Raw genomic sequence first — 19,437 nt, forward strand, 5'->3', positions numbered from 1 at the left:
CGCCGCGCCGCCCGAGCGCCAGCCCCGGGCGAAACGCCGCCTCAAGGATATCGACTGGGACCTCGCCGCCGGCCTGCTCGATCGGCTGGAAATCGCCTTCGCGGAGTTTCCCGGGGCCGGGGAGGGGGGAGACTGCAACCTCGTGGCGGTGGCCGGCCGTCACCGCGCCACCGTCGACTGGCTCGTGGCCGGACCCGAGGCGGGCGACCCGGAGGCCGGCGTCCTGAAGGCTGGCGACCGGGAGGCGGGCAACCTGGAGGCGGCGCCTGCCGACGCCTCGCTCGCCTGCCTCGACGCCCTGTTCGACGATCTCGAACTGACCGATCCGGAGCTGCTGCCCGGCCGCTTCGACGACTACCCGGCCTTCTTCACCGCGCTCGCCCGCGACCGGACGGTGCCCTGCGCCGGGGCCGCCCCGCATCCGCGTCTGCGCATCCTCGGCCTCCTGGAAGCGCGCCTCCTCACCGCCGACCGGGTGGTGCTCGGCGGGCTCGACGAGGGTGTCTGGCCGGCCAAGACCGTCACCGACGCCTTCCTCAACCGGCCGATGCGCGGGCGTGTCGGGCTCGATCCGCCGGAGCGCCGCATCGGCCAGATGGCGCACGATTTCGTGCAGGGGCTCGGCTGCCACGACGCGGTGATCACCCGCTCGGCCAAGCGCGAGGGCGCCCCGACCGTGCCCTCGCGCCTGCTGCAGCGCGTGCGCGCCTTCGTGGGCGAGACGCGCTGGCGCGGTGCCTGCGATGCCGGACAGCGCTTCCTGGCCTATAGCGCGGCGATCGACGCCCTGCCGGCACAACCGCGCCTGACGCAGCCCAAGCCCCGGCCGGACCCGGCCCTGTTCCCGCGCACGCTCAGCGTCACCGAGATCGAGACGCTGGTCCGCGACCCCTACAGCATCTTCGCCCGGCACGTGCTCGGGCTCGACCCGCTCGATCCGCTCGCGGCGCAGCCCGGCGCGAGCGACCGCGGCTCGATGGTGCACGACATCTTCAGCGCCTTCGCCGAGCGCTATCCGGAGGCGCTGCCGGAGGTCGGCCTCGCCGTCCAGCACCTGGCCGACATCGCGGTGAACGCCTTCGCGGAGATCGAGAACACCTATCCCGAACTCTACGCCGAGTGGTGGCCGCGTTACGAGCGCATGGCCGCGGCCTACCTGCCCTGGGAGGTCGAGCGCCGGGCCGGCCTCAAGCGGGTCCATCCGGAGATCTATGGGCGCTGGGAGATCCCGATGGGCCGGGAGACCTTTACGCTCCGCGCCCGCGCCGACCGGATCGAGAGCCGCGCCGACGGCAGCGCCTGCATCGTCGATTTCAAGACCGGCGCGCCGCCGTCGAGCCGCGAGATCTTCGCCGGCTTCTCGCCTCAGCTCACCCTGGAGGCGGCCATGCTGATGGCGGGCGCCTTCCCGGGCTTCCGCCGCACGCGCGCGGTGCCGGATCTCCTCTACGTGCACGCCTCCGGCGGCCGGAAGGCCTTCACGCCGATCCCGGTGAAGCCGCCGCGGGGCGATGTGCGCACGGTCGAGGCGATCGTGGCCGAGCATGCCGAGCGCCTGCGCGGGCTCGTCGCCCGGTTCATGACCGGGGAGGCGGCCTACATCTCGCGGCCCTACCCGAAATACGCCCGCGATTACGGTGCCTACGATCACCTCGCGCGCGTGCTCGAATGGTCGCTCGCGGGCGAGGGGGAGGCCTGATGAACGCCCACATCCTCGTCGTCGATGCCAAGACGCAGGCCGACCAGCGCCGGGCCGCGGACCCGCACGCCTCGGCCTGGGTCTCGGCCAATGCCGGGGCCGGCAAGACGAAGGTGCTCACCGACCGGGTCGTGCGCCTCCTGCTCGACGGGGCGGCGCCGGGGCGCATCCTCTGCCTCACCTTCACCAAGGCGGCGGCCGCCAACATGTCGATCCGGGTGTTCCAGCGCCTCGGGCGCTGGGTGACGCTGGAGGACGCGGCGCTTGGCCGGGAACTGGAGCAGCTCACCGGCGAGCGCGCCTCGCGCGAGCGGCTGGCCGCCGCCCGCCGCCTGTTCGCCCGGGCCGTGGAGACGCCGGGCGGCCTCAAGATCGAGACCCTGCACGCCCTGTGCGAGCGGCTCCTGCACATGTTCCCCTTCGAGGCGAACGTGCCGGCCCGCTTCGTGGTGCTCGACGAGACCCAGTCTCGCGAGGCCTTCGAGGTCGAGACCGCCAACGTGCTGGCCGACGCGGTGGCCGGGAACCCCGTCCTGAAGGAGGCCCTCGACCGGGTGGCGCCCGAGGCCACGGGCGACGCGCTCCGCGCCGCGATCCGCGGGGCCATGGCTGCGCGTTCCGTGCTGGGCGACCGTGCCGGCCTGGCGGCACAGTTCGCGAAGCTGCACCAAGCCCTCGGCCTCGCCGCCGACGAGACCGCCGAGAGCGTGGTCGCGGCGATCCTCGACGGCGGCCCCGACCGGCTCGCCCTGGCTGGCCGGCTCCGCACCGGCGCCAAGACCGACGAGGCCCTGGCCGACGCGCTCGCCGCTGCCGAGGCCGCCCGGGAGACGGAGGGCGCGCTCGATCTCTACCGCGCGGTCTTCTTCACCGAGAAGGATATCCCGAAGGCCGACCGCAGCCTCGGCACCAAGGCGGTCCCGGACGAGGTCCGCGCCGCCATGCTGGCCGAGCGCGACCGCCTCGTGCCGCTGTTCGACCGCCTGCGTGCCGCCCGCGCGCATGGCCGCACCCAGGCCCTGTTCACGCTGGCCGCCGAGATCCATCGCCGCGTCGAGGCGCAGAAGGCGCGCCTCGGGGCGCTCGATTTCGACGACCTGATCCACAAGACCCTCGACCTGCTGCAGCGGGTCGGGGCGGGCTGGGTCCTGTACAAGCTCGACCGCGGCGTCGATCACGTCCTCATCGACGAGGCGCAGGATACCAACCCGCAGCAATGGGAGATCCTGCGCCGCATCACCGCGGAATTCGCCACTGGCGAGGGAGCCCGCGCTCTCAACCGGACCCGTTTCGCCGTGGGCGACCCGAAGCAGTCGATCTACAGCTTCCAGGGGGCCGATCCCCGCGAGTTCGCGGCTACGCGCCTCGCCTGGCGCGGTGCAGCCCTCTCCGCCGACCTCGTCTTCGAGGATGTGGAGCTGGCGCTCTCCTTCCGCTCGACCCGGGCCGTGCTGCGGGCGGTGGACGCGGTCTTCGCCATTCCCGACCATTACCGCGGCCTCTCCTTCGACGACGACGTCACGCAGACCGTGCACACCAGCGCCCGGCCGGCCGCGCCCGGCGCCGTCGAGCTCTGGCCGATCGCCGAGCCGGCACAGGAGATCGAGCCCGATGCCTGGGCCGCGCCCGTCGACGCGCCGGAGGCCGGGGCGCCCGCCATCGTCACCGCGCGCCGCATCGCCCGCGCCGTGCGGGCCTGGACCACGCTCGGCGACGAATCGGGCCGGATCTGGCGCCCGGGCGAGATCCTGATCCTGGTGCGCAAGCGCGGCGCCGCCTTCGAGGAGGTGATCCGGGCGCTGAAAGGCCTCGGCGTGCCGGTGGCCGGCCAGGACCGGCTCGACGTCGCCGCCCATATCGCGGTGGCCGATCTTGTCGCGGTCGGCCGGGCCGGGCTTCTGCCGGCCGACGACCTGACGCTGGCCGTGGCGTTGAAGACGCCCCTCGTCGGTCTCTCCGACGACGATCTCGTGCGCATCGCCGCCCGCCGCGACCTCTCCGAGACCCTGGAGGACGCCCTCCACCGCCACGCCGAGGCCGGCGATCCGGCGGCAATCCGCGGGCGCGATGCGCTGATGGGGTGGATCCGCCTCGCCGGGGCCGAGGGTCCCTTCGGCTTCTACGCGAGCCTGCTCGGCCCGCAGGGTGGGCGAGCTCGGCTGGTGGCGCGGCTCGGCGGCGAGGCGGGCGACGCCATCGACGTGTTCCTGGGGGCCGCGGCGCAGGCCGAGCAGGGCAACGACGCGCCCTCCCTCGGCGGTTTCCTCGCCCGCTACCACGGCTCGGCGGAGGGCCACACGGTCAAGCGCGACATGGAATCGGGCCGTGACGAGGTCCGCGTGATGACCGTGCACGGCGCCAAGGGCCTGGAGGCGCCCCTCGTCGTGGTGATCGACGGCTGCGAGCCGCTCGGGCGCAACGATCCGCCGCTCCTGCCGATGGGGGAGGGGGGGCTGCCGCCCGTCTGGTCGAGCGCGCGGGGGCACGATTGCGCGGCGCTCGCCACCGCCCGCGCCGAATTGCAGGCGCGGGGCCGCGAGGAGCACAACCGGCTCCTCTATGTCGCCATGACGCGCGCCGCCGACCGCCTCGTGGTCGCTCCCTTCCGCGGGCGCGATGCCGAGACCGAATCGGCCTGGTGCCGGATGATCCGCGCCGGGCTCGAGCGGACCTACGGCGAGGGCGAGGCACGCGAGACGGCCTACGGCCCGGTGACCCTGTGGCGTGACGGGGACGGCCCCGCATCCGGAGAGGCGGCCGAGGCACCCTCTCCCCCCGCGCCGGAGGCGCCGCCGGCCTGGTTGCACGCGCCCGTATCGGCCGAGGCCGAGGCCGCGCCGCCGCTCAGCCCTTCCGGCGCGCTCCAGGCCGCGGACGGGCAGCGCCTGATCCCGCCGCGCCAGGCCGATGCCGAGGCGCGCCGCCGCGGCATCCTGATCCACGCGCTGCTGCAGCACCTGCCGCGGGTCGAGGGGCCCAAGCGCGCCGAAGCAGCCCGGGCCTTCGTGCGCTCCCGCGCGCCGGGCCTGCCCGAGCCGGCCCGCGCCCGCATCGCACGCACGGCCCTCGGCGTGATCGAGGCGCCCGACCTCGCACCCCTCTTTGCCCGCGAGGCGCGGGCGGAGGTCAGCCTGTCCGGCCGGGTGCGGGTGGAGGGCGTCGCGCGCGCGGTGCTCGGCCGGGTCGACCGCCTCGCGGTCGATGCGGACACCGTGTGGCTGTGCGACTTCAAGACCGGACGGCCGCCGGAGGGCGACGCGCTGCCGCCGGCCGAGGCCGGGCAGATCGCCCTCTATGCCGCGCTCCTCGCCCGGATCTATCCGGGCCGCGCGGTGCGGCCCTGCCTCGTCTGGACCTCGGGACCGGTGATCCGCCCCCTGAGCCCGGCGGAGGTCGCCGCCGCGCTCGAAGCGGCCGGCCTGGAGATTGTCTGAAGAACCGGGTTTCCAAAGGGATCATCCCTGTGGTGGAGTGCAGGGGCGAAGCCCCTGCGGATGTCCCCGGGCTCCGCCCGGACCCGCGAGAGGGGTGACCCCTCTCGACACCCGGATTTCGACGGGGGTCGGTCAGCCCTCCTTGCCGCCGTCTTTCGCGCCGCCCTTCGGCGTGAGCTTGAGGATCTTGCCGTTCTCCCCGTCGGTGACGGCGTAGACCGCCCCGTCCGAGCCGACGCGCACGTCGCGGATGCGGTCGTTCAGGGGGATGCGCTCCTCGGTGACCACCTTGTCCCCGTCGAGCTTCACCGCGACGATGCCGGTGCTGACGAGGCCGCCGATCAGGAAGTCGTCCTTCCAGGCCGGGAACAGGCTGCCCGTGTAGAGCGCCATGCCGGAGGGACCGATCACCGGATCCCAGTAATAGACCGGCTGCACCGTGCCGGCCGCCTGGGTGACCCCGTCCCCGATCTTCTCGCCGGAATACTCGATGCCGTAGGTCGCCACCGGCCAGCCGTAATTGAGGCCCGGGCGCGGTCGGTTCAACTCGTCGCCGCCGCGCGGCCCGTGCTCGGCCACCCAGAGCCGGCCCTGGCCGTCGAGAGCCGCGGCCTGGACGTTGCGGTGGCCGTAGGACCAGATCTCGGCCTTGGCCTTGTCGCTGCCGGCGAAGGGGTTGTCCTTCGGGGCGTTGCCGTCCGTGTCGATGCGGAAGACCTTGCCGAGCCCGCTGGCGAGATCCTGCGCCTGCCCCCGCGTCACCTTGTCCGAGCGCTCGCCGACGGTGAGGTAGAGCTTGCCGTCGCCCGCAAAGACGATGCGCGAGCCGAAATGCTTGTCGCCGTCATAGGCGGGCACCTGCCGGAAGACGACCTTCAGGTCCTCGAGCTTGCCGCCGCCCTTGCCGTCCTCGACGAGCTTGGCCTTGGCGAGCGTCGTTCCGTTGCCCTTCTCGCGCGGCTCCGAATAGCTGAAGAAGACGGTGCGGTCCGAGGAGAAGCTCGGGCTGAGCGCGATGTCGAGCAGACCGCCCTGGCCGCGCGCATCGACCTTCGGCACGCCGGAGAGGCCGGGGCCGACCGTGCCGTCCTTGGCGACGAGACGGATCTTGCCCGCCTTCTCGGTGACGACCATCCGCCCGTCGGGCAGGAACTCCATCGCCCAGGGGCTCGCCAGCCCCTTCACCACGGTGGCGACCTCCACCTGGGTGGCCTCGGCGGGCTTGGGCGCCCGGGTCTGGTTCGGCAACAGGGGCTTGTAGCCCGTGTTCGGCGCTTCGGTCTCGGCGGGGCTCGAGCCGGCCCCCTTGGCCGTGGGCGCGCTGAACGCGCCGCCCTCGATGCGCGAGGCCGGTGCCTCCTGCCCGGTCGCGGCTCCCGCGAGGACGAGCGTCATGGCCGTCGTCGTGGCCGCCATTCTGGCCACATGGGCGATGGATGCGATGCGCGTCACTGGGAACTCCTCCGCGTGCTGGCTCGGCTCGTCCGCGATCCTGGCGGGACCAGGGCGCCCCGAGGCCTGTCGGTCCCGTGAGGAGATGGGGCGGGAGGCCCGGACTTCGAGCGCTGCCGCGGCCGGCCTGCCTCTGGCCAGCATGACGGCCTCGCTGCCGAAAGCGCATTGTCGCGCAGCGGCCGGGCGGCCGGATGCGAGAGGGGGCGGCGAGCCGGAGCGACGTCGCACAGACGATGCGAGGCCGTGCGCGGACGCACGCGGCATGAGGAATGCGGGCACCGGACATGCCGGCCCCGCAGGTCGCCTTGACCGGGCGGGGATGGACGCCCAAGTTCCGCTCCACCCGCGGGGCGGCCCTCTCGTGCCGCCCGTGTTGAGGAAAGGGACTGTGATGGCGACGGTGAAGGTGACCGACGCGAGCTTCGAGCAGGACGTTCTCAAGTCCGCCGAGCCGGTCGTCGTGGATTTCTGGGCGGAGTGGTGCGGTCCCTGTCGGCAGATCGGTCCGGCGCTCGAGGAGATCTCTGCGGACCTCCAGGGCCGCGTGAAGATCGCCAAGATCAACGTGGACGAGAATCCGGGCGTGGCCGCCCAGTACGGCATCCGCTCGATCCCGACCCTGCTGCTGTTCAAGAACGGCGAGCGGGTGGACCAGAAGGTGGGCGCTGCCCCGAAGGGTGACCTCGCCCGCTGGATCGGTGCGCAGGCTGCCACGGCCTGATCGGGCTCCATCGGGCGCCGCTCCGACCGGAGTGGCGCCCTGGTCCGAGAACGCGATGCCCGAATGCAGAAAGCCCGGCCGTGAGGCCGGGCTTTCGCGTTTCGAGACCCAGTTTTTTTGAAGAGCGCCTCCGGACCATGCGGGTCCGGAGGCGGCCGTTCGACTTAGTACGAGCCGAACTTGTAGTTGATGCCGGCGCGGACGACGGCGAAGGAGTCGTCGCGACGGACGACACCGTTGTTCGCGAAGACCGGCAGGAGGCCAGCAGCGGTCTGGAAGCCGCCGACGAGCGGCAGGCCGACCTGGTTGCGGTTGTTGCGGTCGAGCTGCACGTACAGACCTTCGACCTTCAGCGTCACCGCCGAGGAGCGGAAGAAGTTCAGGAACGAGTCGGTCGGGAGCGCGTACTCGACACCACCACCCGCGGCCCAGCCGGTGACGAAGTCGTCGCGGCGGCCCGAGAAGTTGGTGAAGGCGACGCGAGCGCCGGCATCACCCGTGGCGTAGGCGAAACCGCCGGTGCCGTAGAACAGGACGCGGTCGGCGGCGTAACCGATACGGCCGCGGACGGTGCCGAAGAAGTCGAGGGTGCTGAGCAGGCCATCGACCGGAACGAAGCCCGGGTTGAGGGCCGAACCAGCGGTCAGCGAGAAGCGGCTGCGGCGACCACCGAAGTCGAGGTACTGGGCGTCAGCCTCGATACCGACGACAACGCCGGAGCCCGGGGTGAACTGGTAGTTGTAGCCGATCTGGCCACCACCGGTGAAGCCTTCGTTGTTGTTGCCGTTGTAGGCGAGCGTCGCACCGGGGCTCAGGATGCCGGCCGGGACGAGGGCGCCGCCCGGGGTCAGCACGACGGGGCTGGTGCCGGTCTGGGTGAAGCCGTTGCGAACGCTGTCGCTGGCGTCGAAGCCGTAACCGGCGTTGAAACCGGCGTAGAAGCCCGTCCAGGTGAAGACCGGAACCGGCGTGAAGACCGGCGGCGGCGCGCGGCGCGGAAGGTCGGCGGCGGTCGCGGCAGCGGTCAGCGCCGTGAACATGGCCAACGAGGTAGCAAGCTTTTTCATTAGTTGTGATCCCCAGCGATATTGCCCGATCGCCGGGGAAGATAGGTGATTTTCCACAGCCAAGATGTAGCGCGGCGGCCACAGCGCTCCGGACTCGCGGGCGACTCCGGCTTGGTGGACCAAGGACTTGGTTAGCACTCGGCAAACTCTGTATCGGCCTGAGACAGGGCTTGGACAGGGCTTGGAGTTGCAGGATCCACAAATCCCAGGGCTGCGCTTCATATGCCCGGGACCCGGGATCGGACCGGGTGGCCCCGCCGCCGGATCAGGCCGGCGGCGTGCCGTTGGCGGTGAGGACGGCGCCCGCGAGGTAGAGCGAGCCGCAGATCAGGATGCGCGGCGGCTGCTCGAAGGCGATGTCGCGCACGCTGGCGAGGGCCGCCTCGATGCTCGGCGCGGTGCGGGCGCTGAGGCCGACCTGCTCGGCGATGCGCGCGACCTCCTCGGCCGGGCGCGCCGCCATCTGCCCGGCGATCGGCACCGCGATGAGCGCGCGGGCGAGCCCGACGAAATGGCGCAGGAAGCCCTCCGCGTCCTTCGTGCCCAGCAGCCCCACGATGAGCACGAGCGGCACGTCGCTGCGCTCGCCGAGATCGGCCAGCGCGGTGGCGAGGATGCGCCCGCCGTCGATGTTGTGGCCGCCGTCGAGCCAGAGTTCGGAATCCTGCTGCACCAGGGCGGCCAGATGGCCCCGGCTCAGGCGCTGCAGCCGGCCCGGCCAGTCGACGTTGCGCAGGCCCGCCTCGAAGGCGGAGATGCCGATATCCCCGAAGCCCGCTGCGCGCAGCGCCGCGATGGCGGTGCCGGCATTGGTGAACTGGTGGCGCCCGAGGAGCTTGGGCCGCGGCAGGTCGAACAGGTCGGTCTCGTCCTGATAGACGAGCCGTCCGCTCTCCTCGTGGACCGAGAAGTCCTGGTTGCCGACAAGGATGGGTCCGGCCCCGGCGGCCTCCGCGCGGCGGCAGAGGACGGCGTCGGCCTCCGCGTAATCCTGAGCGGCGATGACGGCGGGGCAGCCCCGCTTGAAGATTCCGGCCTTCTCGGTGGCGACCGCCTCGACTGTGTCGCCGAGATACTCGGCGTGGTCGCGCCCGATCGGCGTGACCACCGCGGCGGCGACGGTATCGATGACGTTGGTGGCGTCGACACGGCCGCCGAGCCCGACCTCGAGCAGAAGCACGTCGGCCGGCACCTCGGAGAAGAGCAGCAGCGCGGCGGCGGTGGTGATCTCGAACACGGTGATCGGGTCGCCCGCATTGGCCGCCTCGCAGCGGGCGAAGGCATCGGCCAGCCGGTCCTCCGGCACGAAGGCGCCGCCGCCGACCGCGCCGAGGCGGATGCGCTCGTGGAAGCGGACGAGGTGAGGCGAGGTGTAGACATGGGCCGCCAGGCCCCCCGCCTCCAGGATCGCCCGCATGAAGGCGATGGTGGAGCCCTTGCCGTTGGTCCCCGCCACGTGGATCACCGGCGGCAGGCGCCGCTCGGGATGGTTGAGGCGGGCGAGCAGCCGCTCGATCCGCCCCAGGGACAGGTCGATCGTGCGCGGATGCAGCGCGAGGAAGCGCGCCATCAGCGCGTCGGAGGAATCCATCGCCCGGGGCCTCAGGCCGCCGCGGGGGCGGGCGCCCCCTGGCTCGCCGCGCCCGCCTCGGGCCGGACGTTCATGAGCAGCCCGCAGATCCGGCCGATCGTCTCCTTGAGCTGGTGGCGGTGCACCACCTGGTCGACCATGCCGTGGTCGCGCAGGTACTCGGCCCGCTGGAACCCGTCGGGCAGCTTCTCGCGGATGGTCTGTTCGATCACCCGCGGGCCCGCGAAGCAGATCAGCGCGCCGGGCTCGGCGAGGTGGACGTCGCCGAGCATGGCGTAGGAGGCGGTGACGCCGCCGGTCGTCGGGTTCGTCAGCACCACGATGTAGGGGAGCCGGGCCGCGTTGAGCCGGCGCACGGCCACCGTGGTGCGCGGCATCTGCATGAGCGACAGGATGCCCTCCTGCATGCGCGCACCGCCCGAGGCGGCGAACAGGACGTAGGGGGTGCGCTTGTCGAGCGCCGTCTCGGCACCGCGCACGAAGGCCTCGCCCGCCGCCATGCCGAGGGAGCCGGCCATGAAGCCGAATTCCTGCGCGGCCAGCGTCATCGGCAGGCCGCCGACCCGGCCGAAGCCGATCTTGAAGGCGTCCTGCATGCCGGTCTTGGCGCGGGCATCCTTCAGGCGGTCGACGTAGCGCTTCTCGTCGCGGAACTTCAGCGGATCGACCGCGACCTCGGGCAGCGGCACGTCGATCCAGGTGCCCTCGTCGAACATCATCTTGAGGCGCGCGGCCGCGCTCATCTTGAGGTGATGCTCGGAGCCCGGGATGACCATGTGGTTCCCTTCCACCTCCTTGTGGAAGACCATCTGGCCCGTATCCGGGCATTTCACCCAGAGATTCTCCGGGGTCTCGCGCTTGAACAGGGTCTTGATCTTGGGGCGCACGACCTCCGAGATCCAGTTCATCGGCTCAACCATTCCGCGCCGCCCGTGCTGTCCGTGAAGGCTTCGATATCGGGGCCGGCGGCCGCAGCCGCCAGGGTTCTGCCGCTCAGGCGGTCCGGACCGCCGCGCGCACCCCGGCCGCGAGCTCGCGCACGAGGGTCGTCACCGCGGCGACCGTGCCGTCCTGCGCCCGGTCCGCGCCGTCGAGGGAGCGGTGCAGGGCGTCGACCAGGGCCGAGCCGACCACGACCCCGTCCGCGCTGCGGGCGATCGCCTCGGCATGGGCCCCGCTCTTCACGCCGAAGCCGACCACGACCGGCAGGTCGGTATGGCGGCCGATCCGCTCGACCGCCTGCGCCACCTGCCCGAAATCCGGCGTCGCCGTGCCGGTGATGCCGGTGATCGAGACGTAGTAGACGAAGCCCGCGGTGTTCGCGAGCACCGCCGGCAGGCGGGCGTCGTCGGTGGTGGGCGTGGCGAGCCGGATGAAGGCGAGGCCCTTCTCGAGGGCCGGCAGGCAGAGCTCGCTGTCCTCCTCCGGCGGCAGGTCGACGACGATCAGGCCGTCGATGCCGGCCTCCACCGCCGCGTCGAGGAAGCGGGCGACGCCGTAGGTGTGGATCGGGTTGAAGTAGCCCATCAGGATCACGGGCGTGTCGGCGTTGCCCGCACGGAAGCGCCGGATCAGGTCGAGGGTCCCGGCCAGGCTCTGCCCGGCCTTGAGCGCGCGCAGGCCCGCGGCCTGGATCGCCGGGCCGTCCGCCATCGGATCGGTGAAGGGCAGGCCGAATTCGAGGATGTCGGCACCGGCCTCCGGCAGCGCCTGCAGCACCGCCAGCGAGGTCTCGGGATCGGGGTCGCCCGCCATCACGTAAGTGACGAGGGCGGCGCGCCCTTCCGCGCGGCAGCGGGCGAAGGTGGCGTCGATGCGGCTCGGCATGGTGCAGGTGCTTGTCGGTTCTGGCCTCTCCCCGCCGCGCGGGCGCGGCGCGGGATCAAGCCGCCGCGCCTACACCATCGGGGCCGGCCCGTGAAGCGCAGGCGCTTCCGCGCATCCCGGCAAGCTCCGGTTAAGCGCCTTTGCCAAGGGCTCCTTCAGGCTCCTCTGCGACGCTCGGCCCGATCGGCGCTGCCGCCGGGAGAGGCTCCGCATGGACACCGTCACCCTCGCCGCGCTCCTGGCGGCGCTCCCGGCCGCGGGCTTCGTCGCCGGCTTCGCCGCGGCCGCGCTGCGGCGTCGGCGCCGCCGCGACGCCGCCTTCCGCGAGGAGCCGGAATCCGAGCACCTGCACGACCGGATCTGGCGCATCGCCGAGAGCGAGGAGCGCTACCGCTCCCTGGTGGCCGCGACCATGGACGTGATCGTGCAGCGCGACGCGCTCGGCCGCATCACCTTCGCCAACGAGGGCTTCGCCCGCCTCATCGGCCGTGCGCCCCTCGCGCTGATCGGTGCGAGCGTCGACCTCGCGGTGCTGGAGCAGGGGGCGGTTTCGGTGGGTCCCGACGGGGTCCGCCGCGCCGAGCGGCGCATCCGCGGGGCGGACGGCACGGCGCGCTGGTACGCCTTCGTGGAGATGCCGGTCGGGCGTCCGGACGAGCCGCTGCAATGGCTCTGCGCCGGCTGCGACATCACCGGCCGCGTCGAGGCCGTGCGCTCCCTCGACGACGCGCTCGCCAAGGCCGAGGCCGCCAACGTCGCCAAGTCCCGCTTCCTCGCCACCGTCAGCCACGAGTTCCGCACGCCGCTCAACGGCATCCTCGGCATGACCGACCTCGTGCTCGCCACGGGGCTCGACGCGGAGCAGCGCACCTATGTCGAGGCCGTGCGCACCAGCGGCAAGGCGCTGCTCGGCCTCATCGACGGCATCCTCGACTTCTCGCGGATCGAGGCGGGGCGGATCGACCTCGCCGCCGAGCCCTTCGACCCGGCCGCCATCGCCGAGGGCGTGGTCGAGCTGCTCGCCCCCCGCGCCCAGGACAAGGGCATCGAGATCGCCCTCGACGTCGCCGGCGACCTGCCGCGGCGCCTGATCGGCGATGCCGACCGGGTGCGGCAGATCCTGCTCAACCTCGCGGGCAACGCGGTGAAGTTCACCGGAAGCGGCGGCGTCGGCGTGGCGCTGTCGCAGGTGCCCGAGGGCCTGTGCCTGTCGGTCAGCGATACCGGGCCGGGCATTCCGGAGGAGCGCCTGCCGATCCTGTTCGAGGAGTTCGAGCAGGGCGACGGCAGCGCGAGCCGCCGCCACGAGGGCACCGGGCTCGGTCTCGCCATCACCCGCCGCCTCGCGATCCGGATGGGCGGGCGCGTCGAGGCCGACTCGCAGCCCGGCCACGGCTCGACCTTCCGCGCCATCCTGCCGCTGCCGCCGGCCGCCGAGGCGGCCCAGGACCCCGCGCCCATGCTCCATGGGCAGCGGGTGCTGATCGTGGCCGATTCGCCCTTCCAGGCCCCCTATCTCGCCCAGGCGCTTGCTCGGGCCGGCGCGCCGGCCGTGATCGTGGGCGACCTGACGGCCGGGCTCGACGCGCTCGCCGGCGCGCGGTTCGACGCGCTCATCGCCGACCGGACGCTCGGCGACGCGGCGGTGCGGCGACTCGCCGACGAGGCCCGGCTCTGCGGCGTCGCCAGCCGGGTGATCCTGCTCTCGCCCTTCGATCGGCGCGAATTCGGGGCGCCGGCCGCGGCGGGCTTCTGCAGCTACCTGATCAAGCCGGTGCGCGCCCGTTCGCTGATCGAGCGCCTGCTCGTCCCGGCAGCCCCGCGGGACGCCGCGCCCGCACCGGCGCTGCCCGCCCCGCCGCGCCCGGCGGCGCGCCGCCGGGTCCTGCTCGCCGAGGACAACCCGATCAACGCGCTGCTCGCCACGCGCGCCCTCGAACGGCTCGGCGCCGAGGTGGTCCACGCCGCCGACGGGCTGGAGGCGCTGGCGCGCCACGCCGAGGGCGGTCCCTTCGATCTCGCCCTGATCGACGTGCGCATGCCGAACCTCGACGGCCACGAGACCGCGCGCCGCATCCGTGCGGCCGAGGCGGGCGGCCCGGCCCGCTTGCACCTCGTCGCGCTCACCGCCAATGCCGGGCGCGAGGACGAGCGCGCGGCGCGGGAGGCCGGCTTCGACGGCTTCCTCGCCAAGCCCCTCGACCTGAAGGCCCTGCCCGGCCTGCTGGAGCGGGACGCCGCGGCGGCGTAAGGGGCGCTCGCTCCACGGCGCACCCTATATCGGCCCCGTGCGTTGACAGCGTGGCGGCACGCGCCGAACAGGACGACCATGGCACAGGACGCATCTCCGGCACCTTCGACCTTGAGCGGCGCGCTCGCGGCCTGGGGCATCGTCGGCCTCACCGTGGCGACGGTGCTCCTCGGTGCGCTCCTGCCCGGGCATCGGCCGGCGGCGGTGTCGCCCGCGACCGATTCCGCCTGCCTCGAATGGAGCGACGGCTGTCAGGTCTGCCAGCGCCTCGCCGAGGGGCCGGCCTGCTCGCTGCCCGGCATCGCCTGCACCCCCGGCGAGCCCCGCTGCCTGCGCCACGGCGGGTGAGCATCCCCCATCTCCGCTTCGCGCCGAGCCCGAACGGGCGGCTGCATCTCGGCCACGCCTACTCGGCGTTCCTCAATGCGGCGATCGCCGAGCGGCTGGGCGGCCGGCTCTCGCTGCGCATCGAGGACATCGATCCCGTCCGCTCCCGGCCGGACCTGATCGCGGCCATCGAATCCGATCTCGCCTGGCTCGGCATCGCCTTCACCGGGCCGGTGCGGCGCCAATCGCGGCACCTGGCGGACTACGCCGCCGCCCGCGACCGGCTCGCGGCGCGCGGTCTCGCCTATCCCTGCTTCTGCTCCCGCGGACAGATCCGCGCCGCCGCCGCGGCTGACCCGCCCTGCGACCCCGACGGGGTACCCCATTACCCCGGCACCTGCCGGTCCCTGAGCCCGGCGGAGGCGCGGGCTCGCATCGCGCGCGGCGAGCCGCATACCTGGCGCCTCGACATGGCGCGGGCGCTGGCGGAGGTTCCCGCCGCCCAGGCCTACACCGCCTTCGATCCTGAGGACGGCGAGCGCACCGTCCCGGTCGATCCGGCTCGCTGGGGCGACGCGGTGATCGCCCGCCGCGACGTGCCGACGAGCTACCACCTCGCCGTCGTCCACGACGACGCCGCCCAGGGCATCACCCATGTGGTGCGCGGCCGCGACCTGGAGGCGGCCACCGACCTGCACGTGCTCCTGCAGCGCCTGCTCGGCCTGCCGAGCCCGCGCTACCACCACCACGTCCTGATCCTCGATCCGGCCGGGGAGAAGCTCGCCAAATCCCGCGGCTCGGCGAGCCTCGCCGACCTGCGCGCCGCGGGCGCCACGCCGGAGGCTCTGCGGACGCGCCTGCGCGAGATGTCCGGGTTTCGAAAGGGGTAGCCCGTTCGCGGGTTCGGGCGGAGCCCGAGGACGGCGGGTGCTCTGCCCCGGCACCCGGCGAAAGGGGATGCTCTACCCGCTTGAGTGGACCGCATTGCCTTTCGCGGAACCGGCGACCACGTCCGCGGACAATGCTCTAGGGCTCGGTGCTCAGCGGCATGCGGAGCACCGCGCGGGTGCCGCTCGGCTGCGCCGCCGACCAGATCAGGGACGCCTTGAGCTGGCGGGCCAGCATCCGCACGATGGTGGTCCCGAACGAGTCCAGCTCCGCCCCGGTCTCGGGCATGCCCAGCCCGTCATCGGCGACCTCCAGGCGCAGATGCCCGTCCTCCCGCCGGATACGCACCGTGATCCGGCCGGGCCGGCCCGCGAAGGCGTGCTTCAGCACGTTGGTCACGAGCTCGTTGACGATGATCGCGAAGGGCGCCGCCATCTGCGCCGAGACGCGCACCGGATCCAGGTCGAGCTCGACCGCGAGGTCCGTCCGGCCCGTCGCGCCGACGAGGTCGGTCACGATGTCCTCGATGAAATCGGCCACCGAGAAGCGCGTGGCGTCGTCGGACTGGTGCAGCCGCCGATGCAGCGTGGCCAGCGCCTCGATCCGGCGCAGCATCGAGGAGAGGGTCTCGCGCAGGCTCTCGTCCGCGACGCGGCTCATCTGCAGCGCGACCAGGGCCGAGACCATCTGGAGGTTGTTCTTCACCCGGTGGTCGATCTCGCGCAGGAGCGCGGTCTTGGCCTGCATCTCCTGCCGCCGCTCGGTCACGTCGGCCTGCACGCCGAAGAAGTAGCGCAGGCGGCCCATCTCGTCGAAGACCGGGCTGATCGAGAGCGCGTTCCAGAAGGCGCTCCCGTCCTTGCGGTAGTTCAGGATGTCGATCTTGATGTCGTCCCGCGCGCGCAGCGCCCGCGCGATCCGCCGCAGCGCCTCCGGATCCGTGCCGGCCCCCTGAAGGAAGCGGCAGTTGCGCCCCTCGACCTCGTCGCGGGTGTAGCCGGTGAGGCGCAGAAAGGCGTCGTTGGCGAAGACGATCGGGTCGTCGGCCTGGAGCGGGTCCGTGAGGACCGCCGGCAGGCGCGTGGTGCGCAGGGCCGCGGCGAAGGGATCGAAGCGGTCCGCCTCATATCTCGGACGCTCAGTCGCCAGCCCGGTCTCGGGCAGGGTCATCGGATCGCTCCCGGGTCCCGGCCGCTGAACTGCGTAGCCGGACGACCGAGGTGGATCATCCGCTGCGACCAAGACTTGTCAATCGCATACAATGTGTCGAACGACAGTTTTTTCTGCGGGTAAACCCGGATTTCGACGCGCGATCCTGTGAACTGCACAGCTTTCGCAAATCTGGGGGCGTCGTTCCGGCCGGGCACTATCGAACGGCGGCGTCCCTCTGCGCCATCGCGGTGGCGCTCTTCGATTGCTGCATCTCGGCCTCGATCACCTCGCGCTGGCGCTTGAACTCGGTGAGCAGGCGCCCGTCGAGCTCGCGCCCGCGGGGCACGCGGATCTTCATCGGATCGACGAAGTGGCCGTTGATGATCACCTCGTAATGCAGGTGCGCGCCGGTCGAGAGGCCGGTCGAGCCGACATAGCCGATGACCTGCCCCTGCCGCACGCGTGTGCCGGCGCTGATGCCGCGGCCGAACCGCGACATGTGGTTGTAGGTGGTGACGTAGCCGTTGATGTGCTGGATCTCGACACGGCGCCCGTAGCCGGAATCCCACTCGGCCTTGATCACCGTGCCGTTGCCGGCCGCCACGATCGGCGTGCCGATCGGGTTGGCCCAGTCGACGCCCGTATGAAGCTTGGCGTAGCCGAGCACCGGATGGCGGCGATAGCCGAAGCCGGAGCGCATGATGCCGTCGGCGATGGGCTTGCGGATGAGGAACTTCTTCAGCGAGCGGCCCTGCTCGTCGAGATAGTCGATCGAGCCGTCGTCGGGCGACTGGAAGCGGTAGATCTTGCGCACCTCGCCGCCGAGGTTGAGCGCGGCGTAGAGCAGGTCCGGCCGCTCCGCGCTCTGCCCGCCTTCCTCGTCGTAGGTGTAGAACACGTCGAGGCTGTCGCCGCCGCTGATCCGGCGCTGGAAGTCGAGATCGTAGCTGAACACCCGCACCACGTCCTCGACGGTGGCGCGCGGTACCTCGTGCTTGGCCGCCGTCTCGTAGAGGCTCTGGTAGAGGCGCGGGCCCGAGCCGTTATCCTCCTCCTCGTCCTCGCTCGCCTCCGCCGCGGGGGCGGGCTTGCGGGAGGGCGTGTCCTCCGGGGGCGGGGCCACCGAGACGAAGGCCGCCCGGTCGTTGATCGCCGCGATCCCCTCGATGCCGTTCTCGCCGTAGAGCACCACGCGCGTCACCTGCCGGGGGTCGCTCGGCCGGGCGCCGGGGGCGATCTGCACGCGCAGCCGCTGGCCTTCCACGAGGGCGCCCGTGCGGGTCTTGCCGCCGAGCGCGGTGACGATGCCGCGGATCTGCTCGTCGCCCGCGAAGCCGGTGCCCTTGAGGAGCGCCTCCAGGGTCTCGCCGCGCTTCAGGGCGAGGTCGCGCTCCTCGACGAGCGGCGCCTCGCCGCTGCGCAACTCGACCTTGGCGAGCTTGGTGACGTTCTCCGGGACGACCAGCACCTCGATCGCCTTGAACGGGTTCTCGCGTCCCGTCGACGGCGGGGCCGGCTCGGCCGCGGCCGATTGCAGGGTGCGCGAGAGCATGATCTGCGGCGCGATCGGGATCGCGGCGCGTCGTCCCGCCTCGGCCGCGATGCGGCGGTCCTCCTCGACCTGCGCGGTCACCGCGTCGTCGCCGAGCGCCGGGGCATTGGCGTCGACGGATGCCTCGGCCAGGCTGCGCTTGACCACGCTCACCTCGGCGCCCGGCGCGTCGGCGGATCCGGGATCGGGCGCGCGCTCGACCGGCTCGTCCGAGACGAACTTCATCGGATCGAAGGGCGGGATGTCGGTGGCGTAGAGGCCGGTGGTCTGGGCGAGCCCGGCGGTGATCCGCACGAAGGGCTTCACCTTGATGATCTCGCGGTCGCCGAGCTTCACTGTCACCGGCGCGCGGAAGCTCTGCTTGGCCGAGGCGATCATCACGTTGCGCACCAGCCGGTCGCCCTTGCGCGCAAGGTTGGTGCCGCCCTCGCTCGGCTGAGGCCGGGCGGGAACCGTCACGCGCTCGGGAATCGCCGCGAACGAGGTCTCGCCCTGCAGCGAGACGTGGAGCGCCGCGCCGATCAGCCCGGCCCCGGTCAGGCCGGTCAGCGCGCTGGCGCAGAGCCAGCGCAGGTTCACCGCGCGCCGGTCGATCCGCGCGGCCTCGGGCCCGAGCAGGTCGAGCGGCGGCTCGATCCCGTGCGTCGGCCCGCGGGTCGACGCGCCGGGAACACCGATCTTCAGGCGGTCACGCGTCACGAAGGCTTCCCGGTCCGGCTGTCCTGTCCGTCGATGAAGACCATGTCGGGGGTTACGGTGTCGAGATTGAGGCTGAGCCGGGCGTGGGGCGGCGCGCCATGCCTGTCACTCCGCCGTCCAGGTCGCGCGAGACGCGCCCCTCTCCATCTCCGCCGCGTGCCACGTCCTGGCTATGCTGCGCCGGCCGCCTCGGGGGACGCGTCCTGACGGGTGTGGGAGGTGGCGGCCTGCAGGGGGCCGTCATGGGTGTGTCGTCGATTTTTCGTGTGTTTGTCGTGTGGGGTGTTGACGGGGCGGGTTTGGGTGCGTAGATACCCGTCATCGGCGCCGGGCCGCACCGCTCTTCAGCGGGTTGCGGTGGCGCTGCTTCTTCTGAGATGGCTGGCGGGACGATCTGGCGAGAGCCGGGTATGTCCGCGTCTGTCGTGTCCGGGGAAGGGTGTGGGCTCTGGGTCTGGCCCGCTGGTTTTGCCGCTTCGGTGGCGGTTCGGCGGGTTCGGGAGGCGGGGTTGACACGGTGAAGCGGGGGTCTTAAACGCCCTCCACCGCTGAGACGGACCTTCCCTCGGAACGGTCGGTAGCACGGTTCTCCAAGACGGGCAAGCGGATTTCGGGGTGGATGCCTCGAGGTTGGTGGCCCGGGGCGGAGCGGGACTTTCCGGGGGCGACCCCGGCGCTCTTTGACAAGTGAATGACGAGAAAGAGAAGCGTGGGCGGCGTGTGTCCTTGCGGATCTGGATCTGGGGTTTCGGCCCTGGGTTCGGATCGTGAGAT

General features: G+C 72.3%; 13 protein-coding genes. 6 read left to right on the forward strand and 7 right to left on the reverse strand.

Annotated elements, in window-relative coordinates; genetic code table 11:
• Positions 1-1,699 (forward strand): PD-(D/E)XK nuclease family protein (locus tag MET9862_RS22905; RefSeq protein ID WP_185156969.1); only part of this gene is annotated, 1,699 nt, incomplete at its 5' end.
• Positions 1,699-5,133: a double-strand break repair helicase AddA gene (addA, locus tag MET9862_RS22910; protein ID WP_142585157.1), complete on the forward strand. Its 3,435-nt coding sequence runs from the start codon at positions 1,699-1,701 to the stop codon at positions 5,131-5,133. The genes MET9862_RS22905 and addA, both read left to right, overlap by 1 nt.
• Before the next feature lie 132 nt (positions 5,134-5,265).
• Here addA and MET9862_RS22915 read toward each other — a convergent pair whose 3' ends face one another.
• Complete coding sequence (locus tag MET9862_RS22915) at positions 5,266-6,585, reverse strand: PQQ-dependent sugar dehydrogenase (protein ID WP_438616646.1); 1,320 nt, start codon at positions 6,583-6,585, stop codon at positions 5,266-5,268.
• Between the two features lie 394 nt (positions 6,586-6,979).
• Here MET9862_RS22915 and trxA point away from each other — a divergent pair, with 394 nt between their 5' ends.
• Positions 6,980-7,309, forward strand: a complete 330-nt coding sequence (trxA, locus tag MET9862_RS22920; RefSeq protein ID WP_142585158.1) for a thioredoxin — start codon at positions 6,980-6,982, stop codon at positions 7,307-7,309.
• A gap of 164 nt (positions 7,310-7,473) precedes the next feature.
• On the opposite strand, the gene MET9862_RS22925 is transcribed toward trxA, so the two are convergent.
• The 4 genes from MET9862_RS22925 to trpA form a co-directional block, all read right to left on the reverse strand.
• A complete protein-coding gene (locus tag MET9862_RS22925; RefSeq protein WP_142585159.1) occupies positions 7,474-8,376 on the reverse strand; it encodes an outer membrane protein in 903 nt (300 codons plus the stop codon).
• A 265-nt stretch (positions 8,377-8,641) separates the two neighbouring features.
• Positions 8,642-9,967 (reverse strand): bifunctional folylpolyglutamate synthase/dihydrofolate synthase, encoded by a 1,326-nt coding sequence (locus MET9862_RS22930; protein WP_142585160.1) that lies wholly within the window; start codon positions 9,965-9,967, stop codon positions 8,642-8,644.
• An 11-nt stretch (positions 9,968-9,978) separates the two neighbouring features.
• On the reverse strand, positions 9,979-10,887 hold the full coding sequence (gene accD / locus MET9862_RS22935; protein ID WP_142585161.1) for an acetyl-CoA carboxylase, carboxyltransferase subunit beta: 909 nt from the start codon (positions 10,885-10,887) through the stop codon (positions 9,979-9,981).
• A 73-nt stretch (positions 10,888-10,960) separates the two neighbouring features.
• A complete protein-coding gene (gene trpA, locus MET9862_RS22940; RefSeq protein ID WP_142585162.1) occupies positions 10,961-11,794 on the reverse strand; it encodes a tryptophan synthase subunit alpha in 834 nt (277 codons plus the stop codon).
• Between the two features lie 211 nt (positions 11,795-12,005).
• Between trpA and MET9862_RS22945 the strand changes: the two genes are divergently transcribed.
• The 3 genes from MET9862_RS22945 (at position 12,006) to gluQRS (ending at position 15,262) form a co-directional block, all read left to right on the forward strand.
• Complete coding sequence (locus tag MET9862_RS22945) at positions 12,006-14,045, forward strand: ATP-binding protein (RefSeq protein WP_142585163.1); 2,040 nt, start codon at positions 12,006-12,008, stop codon at positions 14,043-14,045.
• A 78-nt stretch (positions 14,046-14,123) separates the two neighbouring features.
• The gene (locus MET9862_RS22950; RefSeq protein WP_142585164.1) at positions 14,124-14,393 is read left to right on the forward strand and encodes a hypothetical protein; all 270 of its coding nucleotides are present in this window, start codon (positions 14,124-14,126) and stop codon (positions 14,391-14,393) included.
• The gene (gluQRS, locus tag MET9862_RS22955; RefSeq protein ID WP_244612861.1) at positions 14,390-15,262 is read left to right on the forward strand and encodes a tRNA glutamyl-Q(34) synthetase GluQRS; all 873 of its coding nucleotides are present in this window, start codon (positions 14,390-14,392) and stop codon (positions 15,260-15,262) included. The genes MET9862_RS22950 and gluQRS overlap by 4 nt, the downstream gene beginning before the upstream one ends.
• A 136-nt stretch (positions 15,263-15,398) precedes the next feature.
• On the opposite strand, the gene MET9862_RS22960 is transcribed toward gluQRS, so the two are convergent.
• Positions 15,399-16,430 (reverse strand): PAS domain-containing protein, encoded by a 1,032-nt coding sequence (locus MET9862_RS22960; RefSeq protein WP_142585166.1) that lies wholly within the window; start codon positions 16,428-16,430, stop codon positions 15,399-15,401.
• Between the two features lie 196 nt (positions 16,431-16,626).
• Positions 16,627-18,663 carry a M23 family metallopeptidase gene (locus MET9862_RS22965; protein WP_142585167.1) on the reverse strand — a complete coding sequence of 679 codons (2,037 nt, stop codon included), beginning with the start codon at positions 18,661-18,663 and terminating at the stop codon, positions 16,627-16,629.
• Positions 18,664-19,437 lie beyond the last annotated feature (774 nt).

Origin of the sequence: Methylobacterium symbioticum, assembly GCF_902141845.1 — a bacterium.
Lineage (GTDB): Bacteria > Pseudomonadota > Alphaproteobacteria > Rhizobiales > Beijerinckiaceae > Methylobacterium > Methylobacterium symbioticum.